Below are 15,091 nucleotides of genomic sequence, written 5' to 3'. Positions count from 1 at the left end.
GACGAGGGGACGCTCCCACCGGGGGCGTCCCCTTTCGTGTGTCCTGAGCAGTGTCGTTCCCGTCCTGGTTCCGACGAGAAGGCGGGCCGCGGCCGTGAACCCGGTCCGACCGAGGAGGGCTCAAAATGCAGCTATACAAGGGAATACGGGAGTGAAAGCATGGCTACGCCTCCTTCCACCCCTGTTCCGGACAGATGAGAACCCAGAAAGGTAGCCGCCACCATGAGGGTCATGTCCGTACTTCGGATGCTCACCACCGGTGAGCTGACCGACGACCAGTACCAATGGCTTCTCCGAACGCTTCAGTTGGAGGAAACTCCTCGAACGGAGGGGCCCGGAGCCTCGGGGAGCATCGCGCACCGTGCCTTCGACAACGGCATCGGAAACAAGCTGATCATCGACCTCGGAAAAGTCAGCGAGGACGGCTGGGTCCTGGCCCTGTTCTACGACAAGCGGGGAGAACTCCCCTCGGACGAGACGGTCGACGAACACCGCCTGCTCTTCCGAGGCGTCGTCGAGCAGCTCGGGCTCAGGATCATTGATGTCGTGCCCGCCGCCACCGCCGACGAGGTCTTCGTCATGCCACATCCCTACGGAACCATGGAGACCGGCGAAGCCTTCACATGGGACATGCCCTTCAAAACTCTCGACAACATGTGGAAATACCTGGGACTGAGCCGGGACGCGCCCCGAGAGGTCAAGAAGGTCAAACTCCTCGAATTCATGCGCGCACCCATCTGGGCCGTCGCACCCAGGGAACTGCGCGGCCAGGCAGAAGACTTCCTCCAGGGGCACTGAACTCCAGGAGCGCTGATCACCAAGGCAGGTTCAGGCCTCAGAAAACACTCAGGTGCGTACCCCGGCCCACGGCACGCCCGGCCCCTCTTTCGAGCCCGGAACCTTTGAAGAGCAAGAAGTAGCTACGGCAGTGCAAGGCGCCAGGCCGCGCACACGACTGGTACGGAGTCACCGTTGTCCACGGAACCCGACACCCCCCACCTGTCAGGGTTGAACCGCACCCCGTCCCCTGCCCCAGGGTCACAGGAACGAATCGACCGCCAACGCACCGCCGAGGCACTGATCGATGACCACGGCAGAGTCAGCTCCGCCAAGGAAGCCAAAGTGACAGCCGCTCGGGAACTGGCCAAACGCATGGCCTCCACGACGTCCGAGATCGTCATGTCGGCGTTCGGCGAGAAGATCGGCACCAACATGGACAACCGGCTGGGCGACCCCGGCTACGTCCTGGTACCCGACGATGTTGAGGACCCGTCATTGGGCGCCGAGGTCCTGCATGTCAGCGAGCTCGATCCGGCCGACCCCCGGCACCACTCACGGAACGCCCCCCGGATGGACAGCCCCGAAGCAGAAACCCTGATACGGGAGGTTGCAGTACGCGCGGTGATGGGCTCCTGGTCGCACGGTTCCAACCGGAACGTCCGCTCACTCGCTCTCCAGGAGGTCGCTCGGGAGGAGTTCGGTCTCCCTGACGCGCTCGAATGGAACATGAGTCCGGACGCACGCAACAAAGTAGACCTGGAGCTCCTCTACAACAGGGAAGCCTTCCGGGACTTCCTGAGTACCCAGCACGAACTGACCCAGGAGAAACTCCGGGAACGCGGCATCTCCCAGCTCGTCGGCTACCGTCCCATGGCATGGCCGGACGGTGGAGCACGTCCCGCCTGGTCCGACCTGGAGACCGGCACGGACATCGAGGTCCCCGACCGCCCCCTGCAGTGCTGGTTCGCGGATCGTCAGACGGCTGTCGACTGGGTACAGCAGCACCGCGGCTACGGCACGGTTCTCATCGGCCGTCTGAACGCCGAGGACATCGTTTCCCTCCCCACCACGGGCATGGGCTCCCTCGATCAGAAGACCTGGGTCGCACGCGCGAGCGACCCTCCGGTCACCTTGGACGGCGTGTTCCACTCCAGAGCGTGGGAGCACGGTGCCCGACAGGCCGCGTCGGTCGGCTTCGGGCTGGGCACCCCCCGATTGGACGGGACGGCACACGGCACAGGACGTGAGCCGGAACGGCCACTCCTGTCCGTGCCCGAGGGCACGGAATCGACCTGGCGACCGCTCAGGGTCGATGCCGAGCTCGACCCCGCGAACCCGATCGACGAACAGATCAGACGTGTCCTCGCCGGAGAGACGGATCTCCCGGCGTGGTGGCCGCGCGATGACTCCGGTTACGCACCCACCGGAGAGGATCTGGACCGCCTCGGCATCAAGCCGATCCAGATCAGGTGGCTGATCACCAACGAGGCCCCGCTGGGGATGACGCCCGAGATCTTTCAGCAGTTCCGTAAGGAGCTGGCGGAGGCGTGCATACGTGACGGGTCGAACCCGTCGGGGCTCGATATCCGCCTCAAGGGAAGCGCGGCGGACTTCTTCTCCGGACCGCACAAGGAGATGCCGAGATCAGCCGAAATGGCCGATTATCCGGAAGCCCAAGCGGGCATGCGTTCGTGGGAGGAGAGCTCCCAGAACATCCCCCTGCGCTGGCCTTTCGACAGCAAGTTCAAGATGGGTTTGCCCGAGGAGCATGGAAAACCCGAGCCCAGCGATCTGGACCTCAACATCTGCAGCGACCAGCTCGTCAAAGCGGCAGCCAAGCGCTTCGCCGAGGACAACCCCGACCGGCACCAAGGCGACCTCATGATGGGACACGGGTACCTCGACAAGAAGGTGGGGAAGAGCGCCCTCCCGCACCTGTTCGCCTTCATCGACAAGTGGGAACCCAAGCTGGGCAGACCGCTCTCCCCGGGCGTCTTCGAGTCCAGCGGTCCCATGAACACCGCCAAGCTCGAACGCCCGATCTCCGTTCACTTCCACCACACCGACTTCATGATCCACAACCCTGATGCGGGCCAGAAGCGGGAACCCGACCCCCGTACCGTGACCAGGACCCTGAAGATGGAGAGCTGGGAGGAGAAGGGGGTGCGCTCAGTGGTAAGGGCAGCCGCGAAACAAAGCAACCCGGACACAGTGTCCCGTCTGAGAGCCGCCGCCAGCAAGGGCAGTGGCAAGGGCCTCATCGGCAGGAAGAAGGGGCGTCAGGAGACTCACGAACAGGAGGAGGGCAAGGACATGGATCTCTGAACCGGTCGGACGCGGGCCAGAAGCGGGAACCCGCCCCCTTCGTCGTCCCCCGCGACCCGTAGGACGCGGCGGGCCGGGGTAGGAGTGGGGTCAGGGAGGTGTGCGGACATGGAACGTGCCAGACGAGGCAGGTTGAAGGGGGCACTCGGGAGCCACGACCGGCCTGCGAGCGCGCTCGGGTTCCGGCTGGTCCTGGCCCTCTTCGGGGCGCTGGTGCTCCTGTCGGGCACCGTGGCCGCCGTGCTCTGGACCGACGAGACCTGGCTGGCCGTCGTCCTGGGGCTCGGGTTCGTGGCGTCCTGCGTGAACGTGTACTGGGTGAACCGCCGACTCCACGCGGAGCGTCCCGGCCGCTGAGAGCGCACGGGGCACGGCCCGGACCGCGCCCCGGTCACCGATCATCACAAAGCCCGGGTGCACGGCACCGAACAGGGCTAGAGTGACGCACGGTGATCATCCGTCTGGATCTGGGTGGTCGATCAGCCCCGGGCCGGTTCCTGCCCCCGGCCCGGGGTTCACCGCGCCCCGCCGGGTGCGCGGAACTCCGCCCCGGGGGTGCGGGTGGGGCACACGAAGGGGCCTCGCCCCGGCCGCCCCACGAAAGCAGGGGCGGGAGCCCCGCGGCCCCCGCCCCCGACGGACCCCGGACGGGTCCTGTCTCCTACGGGATCAGTCCCGGAGGAGCATCACCCCTTCTGGCGGTCCTCGTAGCCCTCCGGGAGCCACTCCTCCCAGACGTCGCGGTTCTCGTTCACCCAGATCTCGGCCGCCTCCGAGGGGGGCAGCTGCTCGTCGGCGATCATCTGCGCGACGGCGTTCTGGTCCGAGTTGGTCCACTGCCAGTTGTCGAGGAAACGGTAGGCGTGGTCGTTGTTCTCCACGAACCCGGCCCGGAAGATCTTGTTCAGCTCATAGACCGGGTAGTCGCAGTCCACGTACTCCGGGTCGGCGTCACAGCCCTCGTAGTAGTCGGGGAAGTCGACCTTGACCAGGTCGACCTCCTCCTGGAACCACTGCGGATCGTAGAAGTAGAAGAGCACCGGCTCCTCCTCGGCGTAGCGCCGCCGCACCTCGGTGATCTGCGAGGCCTCCGAGCCCGCGTAGACGATCTCCAGGTCCAGGTCGAAGGCGTTGATCATCCCCTGGTCCTGGCTGACGAACCCGGGCGCACCGGCGAGGAACTCACCGCTGTCCCCGGTCTGGGCCGTCCGGAACAGGTCGGTGTTCTCCTTCAGCCCCTCCAGGGTGGTGATCTCCGGATACTCCTCCGCCAGGTAGGCGGGGACGTACCAGCCGATCACACCCTCGTTGCCGTTGGGGCCGCCGTCCACGACGGTGCCGTTGCCCTCGGGTCCGTACAGCTCGAACAGGTCCTCGTGGCCCCAGTTCTCCGGGATCACGTCCAGCACGCCCTGGTCCAGGGCCTGCCAGGAGGGCTGTTCGTCCACCCGGACCAACTGGACCTCGTAGTCCATCTCCTCGCGCAGGATGTACGCCAGCACCTCGGCGCTGGCCTCGAACCCCACCCAGTTGTTGACGGCCATCCGGACCGTGTTGGGGTCCCGGGCGATCTGGTCGGTGCGCACCGCGCAGGAGCTCACCATCACCAGTGCCAGTCCCACGGCGAACAACCGGGTCAGGTTTCGCCTTCTCAGCAGCCTAGGCACGGGGTGCCCTCCTTCCCTGCGTCACACGGTCCAGGAACAGCCCCAGGAACACGATGGCCAGACCCGATGCGATGCCCAGGCCCAGCTCGTTCTGCGCCAGGCCGAGCACGACGTCGTTGCCCAGCGCGCCGGCGCCGACCAGCGCACCCATGACGACCATGGACAGCACCAGGATGATGCCCTGGTTGACCGCCAGCAGCAGGGAACCGCGCGCCATCGGGAGTTCCACCTTGGTGAGCAGCTGCCACCTGGTGGACCCCTGGGACAGGGCGGCCTCCAGGGTGCCCTTCGGGACACCGCGGATGCCGTCGTTGACCAGCCTGATCACCGCCGGCAGGGCGAAGATGACCGCGGCCGCCAGTGCGGGGACGGGGCCGAGGCCGAGCAGTGCCACCGCCGGGATCAGGTAGACGAACGGCGGCAGCGTCTGCATGAAGTCCAGGACCGGCCGCAGGATCGCGGCGAACACGTCGCTGCGCGACATCAGCACGCCGACGAGCACGCCCAGCGCGATGGTGACCACCGTGGCCACCAACACCTGGGACAGGGTGTCCATGGCGTTGTCCCACACGCCCAGCAGACCGATCGCCAGGAAGGAGATCCCGGAGACCAGCGCGGCCCGCCACCCGGCGAAGACCATGCCGAGCGCGGCGGCCACCAGCACCACCAGCCACCAGGGCGAACCGGTGAACAGGCCGTTCAGCGGACCCAGCACCCAGGTCTGCGTCCACGTTCCGAGTGCGGCGGAGGCCGGGCCGATCGCCGCCTCGACGCTGTCGTTGAGGGCGTTGACCGGCTTGTCGAGATCGACCGACCAATCACGCGGCCAGCCGCCCAGGTCCGCGAGCCGGGCGAGCGCCACCACCAGGATGACCAGGGCCAGCCCGCCGCCCAGCAGCGGCATCCGGTACTTCTCCGGGATGTCGGGGGTGTGCGCACCGTGGCCGACCGCACCGGTGACCCGGTCCAGCGCGATCGCCAGCATGACGATCGCCAGGCCGGCCTGGAAGGCCTGTCCGACGTTGATCTTGGTCAGCGCCTGGAAGATCGCGTCACCCAGACCGCCCGCACCGATCACCGACGCGATCACGACCATGGAGACCGCGAGCATGATGGTCTGGTTGACGCCCAGCAGGATGGTGCGCTTGGCCATCGGCAGCTGGACCTTGGTGAGGATCTGCCACGGCGTCGAACCGAGCGAGGTCGTCGCCTCGACGGCGCCCTTGTTGACCTCGCGGATGCCCAGCGCGGTGATCCGCACGACCGGCGGAAGCGCGTAGACCGCCGTGACCACGGCCGCCGCCGGGTTGCCGATGCCGAACAGCAGCACGAACGGCAGCAGGTAGGCGAAGGCCGGCATGATCTGCATGAAGTCCAGCACCGGGCGGACGCCCCGGTAGAACCCTTCGCTGCGACCGGCGAGGATACCGAGCGGGACGCCGAACAGCAGGGCGATGAAGACCGCGGTGATGATGAGCGACAGCGTCGTCATCGACTCGTTCCACAGCCCGGTGAGCGCGAACACCGCGAAGGTGGCGAGCACCACCAGGGCGACCCGCCATCCGGCGATCCGCCACGCGGCGAGCACGCCCAGGACGGTCACCCCGGCCCAGGTGAGGAAGGTCAGGAACTGGTTGATCAGCACGACGGCCGATCCCAGCCCCACCGAGATGTAGTTGAAGAAGTAGAGGAACAGCGGGCTCTCGTTGCGGTTCGCGACGATCCAGGCGTAGATGCCGTCGAGCCACGCCATGAAGGACTCGCCGATCCCGGTCGGGAAGCTTCCCGCCCAGGACGGGCCGCCGGCCCAGCGGGTCAGCCAGTAGCCCGCGACCAGCACGGCGACCACGGCCAGGGCCTGGACCCACGTGCTGCGCAGCAACCCCCCGGAACCCTTGGAGGACCCTGTGCCGGTGCTCGTGGCACCGGCGGATTCGGTCACTGTGGCCATGTCACCCTCCGCCCCCCGTCGGTGCCGGGCCGCCGTGGTCGGTGGCCTCGTCGGAGATCTCGTCCACCGTCTCCTCCTCGATGGCGGCGACCTGGTCGGCCCCCTCCAGCTGGTCCTCGGCGATGGCGCGCAGCACGTCGTCACGGCCGACGTAGCCGAGGAGGGTGTCACCCTCCACGACCCGGACCGGGGCGGTGCTCGCGGCGAGCATCGGCAGGACCTCGGCGAGGACGGTGCCCGGTTCGGTGACCGGGCCGTCGGTGCGCTCGTCGGGGTAGGCGTCGCGGACCAGCCAGCGCGCGGTGAGCACGGTGGTGCGGGCGACGTCGGAGGTGAAGTCGGCGACGTAGGCGTTGGCGGGCCGTCCCACGACCTCCTCCGGGGTGCCGACCTGGACGAGTTCGCCGTCGCGCATGATGGCGATGCGGTCGCCCAGTTTGAGCGCCTCCTGGAGGTCGTGGGTGATGAACACCGCCGTCTTGTTCAGTTCCCGCTGGAGCCGGGCGACCTCGTTCTGCATGTCCCTGCGGATCAGCGGGTCCAGTGCGCTGAACGGTTCGTCGAACAGCAGCACCTGCGGGTCGACGGCCAGGGCGCGGGCCAGGCCCACTCGCTGCTGCATGCCGCCGGACAGCTCGCCGGGGCGGGCGTTCTCGTTGCCGGAGAGGCCGACCATGTCGATCATCTCGCGCGCCCGGGCGTAGCGTTCGGCCCGCGGCATCCCGCGGACCTCCAGCCCGTAGGCGACGTTGTCGATGATCTTCCGGTTGGGCAGCAGCCCGAAGTGCTGGAAGACCATGGCCATCTTGTGCCTGCGGAGCTCGCGCAGCCGCTGGTCGCTGGCTGCCTCGATGTCCTCCCCGTCGAGCAGGACCGACCCCGCGGTCGGCTCGATCAGGCGGGTCAGGCAGCGGATCAGTGTGGACTTTCCGGAGCCGGAAAGCCCCATGACCACGAAGATCTCCCCGGGACGCACGTCGAAGGAGACGTCGCGCACCGCCACGGTGCAGCCGGTCTCCTCCTTGATGCGGTCCCGGTCGGCCCGTTCCAGTTCGGTGCCGATGACCTTGTCGGCGTTCCTGCCGAAGATCTTCCACAGGTTGCGGACGGAGAAGGTCACGTCGGAGGAGCCCGCGGAGGGGGCCGCCTCGGTGGCCTGAGTACTCATCGGGTCTCCTCATCGTCGGCGGCGCGGTCCTGACGGATCAGGTCCGCGGCGCGCTCGCCCAGGGCGAGGACCATCACCATGGGGTTGGGCGTGGGCAGGGTCGGGAAGACCGAGGCGTCGGCCACGCGCAGGCCCTTCAGGCCCCGCACCCGCAGGCGGGGGTCGACCACGGCGGTGTCGTCGTCGGCGGCGCCCATCCTGCAGGTGCCCGCCGGGTGGTAGACGGTGTGCGCGGCGCGGCGGCCGTACTCGGACAGCTCCTCGTCCGTTCGGACCTTCGGGCCGGGGGCGACCTCGCGCTTGAGCCAGGACCTGAACGGTTCGGTCTCGGCGACCTCGCGGGCGATCTTCAGCCCGTCCACGATGGTCCTCTCGTCGTAGCCGTCCGGGTCGGTGAAGTACCGGAAGTCCAGTGCCGGCTGGACCGCGGGGTCGCTGCTGGTGAGGTAGAGCTTGCCGCGCGCGCGGGACCGGGGGATGTTCGGGGTCATGCAGACCGCGTAACCGTCCTCGGGGGAGTCGTAGCCCAGCCGCTTCGTGTTGTCGTCGAAGGGGATCTGGTAGATGTGGAACATCAGGTCCGGGCGCGGGTCGCTCTTGTCGCGCCGCACGAACAGGGCGGCGTCGGAGTTCATCACGGTGTTCTCGGGGACCCGTTCGTTGGTCTCCCACATGATGATCGACTCGGGGTGGTCCTGGAGGTTCTCGCCGACGCCCGGAAGGTCGTGGCGGCTCTCGATACCGACCGAACCCAGTTCCTCCGCGTTGCCGACACCGGACAGCATCAGCAGGCGGGGGCTGTCGACGGCGCCCGCGGCGAGGATGACCTCCCGGCGGGCGTTGACCGTGACCCGCCCGCCGCCGGAGGTCGTGGCGCTGACGCCGGTGGCGCGCTCACCCTCGAAGAGGATCCGGCCGACCCAGGTCTCCAGCATCACGGTGAGGTTCTTCCGCACGTCCATGACGGGGTGCAGGTAGGCGACCGAGGCGGAGGAGCGGTATCCGGTGTAGGGGTCGTAGGCGATGGACAGGAAGCCGGCGCCGTCGGCGAAGCCGCCGCCGTGCGAGGTCAGCGCGTTGAAGTCCTCGATGACCGGGACGCCCGCCGCTTCGGAGGCCGCGGACACCCAGTCCTTGACCATCTCGTTGCGGTCCTTCTCGGCGACCGGGACGATGTTGCACTTGATCCGGTCGGCGTAGGACTGCACGGTGGCGTTGTCCCAGCCCTCGGCGCCCGCCGCGACCCATTCGTCCAGGTCCTCGGCGAACGGCCGGAAGCTGATGAGCGTGTTGTGCGAGGAGCAGCCGCCCAGCACCCGGGCACGCGAGTGCAGGATGTGCGAGTTGCCGTTGGGCTGCTCGGTCGTGGTGTACCCGTAGTCCAGGTCGCTGTCGAGGACGCTCAGCCAGTCGCGGAGCCGGAGCACGTGCTCCAGGTCCCGGTCGTCGGGACCGCCCTCGATGACGCAGACGGTGGTGTCGGGGTCCTCGGTGAGCCGGTTGGCGATCACCGAACCCGCCGTACCTCCGCCCACGATGACGTAGTCGTAGGTGGTTTCGTTCATGGAAACGGCCCGAATCCTCTCGTTATGTTTTGCTCGGGGGGATTTCGGGGGGAAATCGACCTGTGTGTTCTGTGTGTATTCGTTTGTCATGTCTTCGGTTGTGGGCGTTCCTTCGGGGGGAAGCGCCCGGCGGCGCGGAGGACGGACCCGCGCCGCCGGACGGCTCCGCGGTCGCGGACGGCCCCGCCGCCCGCGACCGCCTGGTCTGTCACCCGAACCAGCGCTGCGGCTCCGGAGCCAGGTTCCGGTAGATGTGCTTGGCCTCGCGGTACTCGTCCAGACCGGCCAGGCCGAGTTCGCGACCGACTCCGCTGCGGCCGAAGCCGCCCCACTCGGCGCCCGGGATGTAGGGCCCGTAGTCGTTGATCCACACGGTGCCGTGGCGCAGGGCCGCGGCCACGCGCTCGCCGCGTGCGGTGTCGTTGGTCCAGACACCGCCGGAGAGCCCGTAGTCGGTGTCGTTGCCGAGCTCGACCGCCTGCTCCTCGGTCTCGAAGCGCTCGACGGTCACGACCGGGCCGAACACCTCGGCCTGCACGATGTCCATGGACCGGTCGCAGTCCACGAACACGGTGGGGCGGTAGAAGTAGCCGTCCTTCAGGGCCTCGTCGTCGGGGCGCTTGCCGCCCGCGATGATCCTGGCGCCCTCCTCGACACCGCGCGCCACCGCCTTCTCGACCTTGGCCCGGTGCTCCGCCGAGACCAGGGGGCCGCAGCGCACGCCCTCGTCCTGGCCGCGGCCGATACGGATGGCCTCGGCCCGGCGGGCGAGTTCGGTGGTGAAGGCGTCGTGGATGTCGTTGTGCACGATCAGCCGCGCACCGGCCGAGCACACCTGGCCGGAGTGGAAGAACGCGGCGTTGAGCGCGTAGTCCACGGCCGTGTCCAGGTCCACGTCGGGGAAGATGATGTTCGGGTTCTTGCCGCCCAGTTCCAGGGCCGTCTTCTTGACCGTCTCGGAGGCGGCCGCCATGATCCGCCGACCGGTGACCAGTCCGCCGGTGAAGGAGACCAGGTCGACGTCGGGGTGTTCGGACAGCGGCGCGCCGGCGTCGGGTCCACTGCCCGTGACCAGGTTGACCACGCCCGCGGGGATGCCCGCCTCGGTGGAGAGCTCCACCAGTTTGGCGGTGGTCACCGGGGTGACCTCGCTCGGCTTGATCACCATGGTGTTGCCCGCGGCGATGGCCGGGGCCATCTTCCAGGCGAGCTGGAGCAGCGGGTAGTTCCACGGCGTGATCATGCCGCAGACCCCGACGGGTTCGTAGACCACCTTGCTGTGCACGCCCTCGGGCGCGGACACGAGTCGGCCCGCCTCCTTGTCGGCCAGACCGGCGTAGTAGCGGAAGACGTTGGTGACGTCGTCGACGTCGATCCCGCCCTCCTCGATGGTCTTGCCGGTGTCCAGCGACTCCATGACCGCGATCTCCTCGCGGTCGCGCTGGAGCAGGTCGGCGATCCGACCGAGGATCTGACCGCGCTCGCCGGCGTCGGTACGGCGCCACTCACCGGTGTCGAAGGCACGTCGTGCGGCGGCGATGGCGGCTTCGGCGTCGGCCTTGCCGCCCTCGCTCACGATGGTCAGAACGGAGGCGTCGGCGGGGTCCAGGATCTCCCGGACCCGACCGTTGCTCGCCGCTCGCCATTGGCCGTCGATGTACAGGCTGGTGGCCTCGGCCGATCCCGGCTCGGACAGGTACGGCACGGACGGCAGGGTTACGTAGGGCTGATTCACGGATCCCTTTTGCCCAAGATCGCTAGTCACAAACTGCCTCGTCTCATAGGACACATACGCCACAACGCTCCCACAACCCTGACTGATCAGGGAAAATGACGCACCTCGGGACGCCTTCCCCGTGGCCCACATCACCAGGGCCGTTGCGTCACTCCTACGTTCCGGGCGGACCCGCGGACGGCAGGACACACCCACCTGGGGAATACGGGAACGAGTCTTTGACGTACATTTAGGTGTACCTAAGCCGGTTCGTCCGGCACCTTCCGAGACGCACCCCATGGACCGCCGCCCGCGAACCCCACCGAGGAACGCATGCTGCTTGAACAGGAACGCCGGGATGTCTGCCTGACGGCCCGCGCCATCGCCCAGCACCCGGGTTCCGCCCCCGGCGAGGCCGGAACCGTCAGCGTCCGCAGCGGCGACCTGGTGGTCGTCACCCCCCACGGTGTCCCCCTGGACCAGATCCAGCCGCACGACTGCCCGGTCATGTCCCTGGACGACCGGATGCTGGAGGGCAGGCGCGACCCCGCCGCCGAGACCACCCTGCACATGGCCGTGCACCGCCGGGCCGCCGAGTACGGGCGCGAGACCACCGCCGTGGTGAACGCCTTCACCGCCGACACGGTGGCGGTGTCGAGCGTGCTGGCCGAACTCCCCCCGGTCCACCACCGCGCGGCGGCCCTGGGCGGGGCGATCACGGTCACCCCGTACACCCTCTACGGCACCGGGGACATCGCCGACCAGGCGGTCAAGGCCCTCAAGGGCCGGGACGCCGCACTGCTCGCCGACCACGGCGGGATCGTCCTGGGCCGGAGCCTGGAGCACGCCCTGGAGAACCTCCGGCTGCTTGACTGGCTCAGCACGGCCTACCTGCGCGCCCGTCAGCTCGGCGAGCCCCGGGTGATCTCCGAGGACGAACTGGACCAGGTCCGCCAGCGCGACACCTACGGCTGGGCCGGGCCGGACCCCTTCTCCTACTAGCCCGTCAGTCGGCTGGCGGGTCGGTCCTCACGCCAGCAGCACGAAAACCGTCGAGCGTCCGCGGGGAGACTGGCTCCATCACGGCGACCGGCTCACCTCTCCTGGTGATGGTCACCCGTCCCCCGTTCCCGACCTCTTCCAGCAGTTCGGCGAAGTTCCCCGCCGCCTCGTTCTCGGTGATCGTACGCATGGGCACCATGATCCCGGAGGAGGGCGCCAGTGGCCGGTCTCAGTGACCGGCCGGCTCGTCGTCGGGGAGCTCGTCGGGCTGGGTCCAGGCGAGGTAGCAGGCGGGGAAGGAGCGGTGGACCACCAGCACGACCCAGGCCACTGGGAGGAAGACGCCGATCGGAACGGTGTGGTCGGCCGCGGGGCTGATGCTCAGCACGTGGGCGGCACCGGCGATCGCCACCGCCAGGATCAGCAGGGCCGACGTGATCGAGTGGCCCAGGGAGCGGGCGCTCTCGATCTCGGCGCGCTGCCGCTCGTCCACCACCAGCTCGTAGCCGTGCGTGGTCCGTGATCCGGCTTCGAGCACCTGGAACGTGGTGCTCAGGGGAATCAGAACGACAAGCAGGGCGAGGCTGGAGCCGAGCACCGCCAGAGTGCTCTGGGACAGCGCCAGCGAGGTCAGGGCCGCGGTGCCCAGCAAGGCCAGGATCAGGGCCAGGAACAACCTGCGACGCCGGGCCGACCGGTCGGCCCACAGCCCGCGGATCTTCGGGTCCTCGAACCGGGCGGTCAGCTTCTGGAGGTAGGCCTCCGCGCGCTCCTCGGGGCTTCTCTTCATGGCGGTTCTCCTTCGCGGAGTCGGGCGTCCCGGACAGGGCCGTCACTGGCCGATGCGGGGGAAGGGTTCGGTGGAGAAGACGACCTCGACCGGCACCTCGAAGTACTTCGCGATGCGCAGCGCCAGGTGCAGGCTGGGGCTGTACTCGCCCCGCTCCAGGTAGCCGACGGTCTGGTAGTGGACCCCGAGGGCCTCGGCCAACTCCCGGCGGGAGACGCCTCGTTCGGCCCGCAGTACCGCGATCCGGTTGTGGATCGTCTCCGTGGTGGCCGCCGACCTGGCACGGCGGCCGTTCGACTTCTCGCTAGGCACGCTTCATCGCTTCCTCTCGGGCTGCCTGGACCCGTGACCCGGACTCGCGCCGTGCCATCCGGCGCAGGACCCACTGGGCAGCCACGAGCCCGACCAGCGCCCAGACTGCCAGAACCCCCGCCACCTGCGGCAGTTGCCAGGATCCCGCGAGTTCGAGGGCGGCGTAGGAATCCGGCAGCATCGCGGCGCGGACCCCCAGCCCGAGCCAGTACACCGGCAGGATCTGGCCGACGGCCCGCACCCAGTCGGGCATGAACTCGAAGGGGAACACGAGGCCGGAGGCCATGACGATGAGGATGGTGGGAAACACCGCCAGCGTGACCCCCATACGCGGGTTGGTGATGAAAGAGCCGATGATCGCCCCGATGGGTGCGAGCGCGAGCATGCCGAGCACGCACACCCAGAGCAGGATCAGGGCGTCGGTCCACCGCTCGAAGCCGAAACCGTCGACGAACAGCAGTCCCGGCACCACCATGAGGGCCATGGCCGTGACCGACATGGCCGCGACGTGCACGGCCTTGCCGACGGTGTACCCCAGCAGCCCGCGCGGAACGGCCTTGGCCCGCAGCAGCGTGCCGTCCTCCCGTTCGTTGGCCAGGACCTGGAGGACGGTGGTCACGCCCAGCATCACCAGGAAGAAGGCCGCGCCGCCGCTGAGGACGACCGCACCGATCGGGTGGCCCTCGTCGTCCGCCATCCCGGTGCTGTTGAAGGCGATGGCCATCCCCAGGAACAGGAGCGGCATGTACAGGTAGCCGAACAGCTCCTGGGCGCTGCGGAAGGACAGTGTGAACTCGATCCAGCCCCGGGAGAGGCCTGCCCGGAGCGCGTTGAGGGTGCTGTTCATCGGATCTCCCCGAAGTCGGCGGCGGCGCTCTCGGCGTCTCCGCTCTCGTGCCGCTGGGCCATGGCCATGTACACGTCCTCCAGGGACGGCCGGGTGACCTTCAGGTCGGTGATCCCGTCCCCGTGCACGGCGTACAGTTCAGCGACGTGCCTGGCCGGGTTGTCGGTGCTGTGGACGTGGCGCGCGCCGTCAGCGGTCCAGACGACCTCGCTGTCCCGGGCGACCAGGCGGGCCAGCTGGTCGGCGCTGCCGTCGGCGACGATCGTGCCCCCGGCGAGGAGGAGGATGCGGTCGGCGAGTTTCTCGGCCTCGTCCAGGTCGTGGGTGGTGAGCAGGATCGTGGTGTCCTCCTCGTCGGCGAGACGGAACACCAGGTCGTGGAAGTCCCGGCGGGCCTTCGGGTCGAACCCGGCGGTGGGTTCGTCCAGGAAGAGGACCTCGGGACGGCCGACCACGCCGATCGCCACGTCGAGTCGGCGGCGCTGGCCCCCGGAGAGGGTCTTGACCCGCTGGTCCGCCTGTTCGGTGAGGCCGACCAGGGCGAGGAGTTCGTCGGTGTCGTGCGGGCGGACGCGGCCGGGCCGGGAGTGGGGGGCGTAGAACCGGCCGAAGTGGTGGAGCAGGTCCCGCGCCCGCCAGGCGGCGTGGTCACGCCAGGACTGCAGGACCACCCCGAGGCGGGAGCGCCACTCCTTGTCGCCGTGCTCCGGGTCGGAGCCGAGGACCTCGACCTCTCCGGCCGATCGGCGCCGGAAGCCCTCCAGGATCTCGATGGTGGTGGTCTTGCCCGCCCCGTTGGGGCCCAGGAGCGCGATCACCTCGCCCCGTCGCGCGGTGAGGTCGACCCCCTTCAGGACCTCGGTGCTGCCGTAGTTCATCCGCAGGCCGCTGGCCCGCAGCACGGTCTCGGTGGGGTGACCGGAGGCCGCAGGGCAGACCCTGGACCGGTCCGTGGGTGCCTGGTTCGTCA

At 68.7% G+C, this 15,091-nt stretch carries 14 protein-coding genes; 4 read left to right on the top strand and 10 right to left on the bottom strand.

The genetic code is table 11. The features are described 5' to 3' along the window. Positions 1-231: 231 nt before the first annotated feature. From AC0VYD_RS01185 to AC0VYD_RS01175, 3 genes are all read left to right on the top strand, one after another. Complete coding sequence (locus tag AC0VYD_RS01185) at positions 232-798, top strand: hypothetical protein (RefSeq protein ID WP_475478167.1); 567 nt, start codon at positions 232-234, stop codon at positions 796-798. A gap of 324 nt (positions 799-1,122) precedes the next feature. Next, positions 1,123-3,105 (top strand): hypothetical protein, encoded by a 1,983-nt coding sequence (locus AC0VYD_RS01180; protein WP_475478166.1) that lies wholly within the window; start codon positions 1,123-1,125, stop codon positions 3,103-3,105. A 108-nt stretch (positions 3,106-3,213) separates the two neighbouring features. Next, a complete protein-coding gene (locus tag AC0VYD_RS01175; protein WP_475478165.1) occupies positions 3,214-3,462 on the top strand; it encodes a hypothetical protein in 249 nt (82 codons plus the stop codon). Positions 3,463-3,791: 329 nt separating this feature from the next. On the opposite strand, the gene AC0VYD_RS01170 is transcribed toward AC0VYD_RS01175, so the two are convergent. The 5 genes from AC0VYD_RS01170 to AC0VYD_RS01150 all read right to left on the bottom strand — a co-directional run bounded on the left by AC0VYD_RS01170 (position 3,792) and on the right by AC0VYD_RS01150 (position 11,191). After that, a complete protein-coding gene (locus tag AC0VYD_RS01170) occupies positions 3,792-4,709 on the bottom strand; it encodes a glycine betaine ABC transporter substrate-binding protein (protein ID WP_475480148.1) in 918 nt (305 codons plus the stop codon). 55 nt (positions 4,710-4,764) lie between these two features. Then, positions 4,765-6,723: an ABC transporter permease gene (locus AC0VYD_RS01165; RefSeq protein ID WP_475478164.1), complete on the bottom strand. Its 1,959-nt coding sequence runs from the start codon at positions 6,721-6,723 to the stop codon at positions 4,765-4,767. A gap of 1 nt (position 6,724) precedes the next feature. Further along, positions 6,725-7,891 (bottom strand): quaternary amine ABC transporter ATP-binding protein, encoded by a 1,167-nt coding sequence (locus AC0VYD_RS01160; RefSeq protein ID WP_475478163.1) that lies wholly within the window; start codon positions 7,889-7,891, stop codon positions 6,725-6,727. Beyond that, complete coding sequence (locus AC0VYD_RS01155) at positions 7,888-9,456, bottom strand: GMC family oxidoreductase (protein WP_475478162.1); 1,569 nt, start codon at positions 9,454-9,456, stop codon at positions 7,888-7,890. Before AC0VYD_RS01155 ends, AC0VYD_RS01160 begins: the two co-directional genes overlap by 4 nt. Positions 9,457-9,664: 208 nt before the next feature. Beyond that, a complete protein-coding gene (locus tag AC0VYD_RS01150) occupies positions 9,665-11,191 on the bottom strand; it encodes an aldehyde dehydrogenase family protein (protein ID WP_475478161.1) in 1,527 nt (508 codons plus the stop codon). 312 nt (positions 11,192-11,503) lie between these two features. Here AC0VYD_RS01150 and AC0VYD_RS01145 point away from each other — a divergent pair, with 312 nt between their 5' ends. Continuing rightward, entirely contained in the window at positions 11,504-12,172 is a 669-nt protein-coding gene (locus AC0VYD_RS01145) for a class II aldolase/adducin family protein (RefSeq protein WP_475478160.1), read from the top strand. A 4-nt stretch (positions 12,173-12,176) separates the two neighbouring features. Here AC0VYD_RS01145 and AC0VYD_RS01140 read toward each other — a convergent pair whose 3' ends face one another. From AC0VYD_RS01140 to AC0VYD_RS01120, 5 genes are read right to left on the bottom strand one after another with little or no spacing between them, the layout of a single operon-like run. Next, on the bottom strand, positions 12,177-12,362 hold the full coding sequence (locus AC0VYD_RS01140) for a type II toxin-antitoxin system Phd/YefM family antitoxin (RefSeq protein ID WP_475478159.1): 186 nt from the start codon (positions 12,360-12,362) through the stop codon (positions 12,177-12,179). A gap of 39 nt (positions 12,363-12,401) precedes the next feature. Beyond that, positions 12,402-12,962 (bottom strand): hypothetical protein, encoded by a 561-nt coding sequence (locus tag AC0VYD_RS01135; RefSeq protein WP_475478158.1) that lies wholly within the window; start codon positions 12,960-12,962, stop codon positions 12,402-12,404. Between the two features lie 42 nt (positions 12,963-13,004). Beyond that, complete coding sequence (locus AC0VYD_RS01130) at positions 13,005-13,274, bottom strand: helix-turn-helix transcriptional regulator (protein ID WP_452540334.1); 270 nt, start codon at positions 13,272-13,274, stop codon at positions 13,005-13,007. Further along, positions 13,267-14,121 (bottom strand): ABC transporter permease, encoded by an 855-nt coding sequence (locus tag AC0VYD_RS01125; protein ID WP_475478157.1) that lies wholly within the window; start codon positions 14,119-14,121, stop codon positions 13,267-13,269. The genes AC0VYD_RS01130 and AC0VYD_RS01125 overlap by 8 nt, the downstream gene beginning before the upstream one ends. Then, positions 14,118-14,999 carry an ABC transporter ATP-binding protein gene (locus AC0VYD_RS01120; protein ID WP_475480147.1) on the bottom strand — a complete coding sequence of 294 codons (882 nt, stop codon included), beginning with the start codon at positions 14,997-14,999 and terminating at the stop codon, positions 14,118-14,120. The genes AC0VYD_RS01125 and AC0VYD_RS01120 overlap by 4 nt, the downstream gene beginning before the upstream one ends. Positions 15,000-15,091: the final 92 nt, after the last annotated feature.

It is taken from the genome of Nocardiopsis sp. iso_40, from assembly GCF_056173285.1.
The sequence above is the reverse complement of the archived record's forward strand: the minus strand, read 5'-3'. Positions and strand labels throughout refer to the sequence as shown.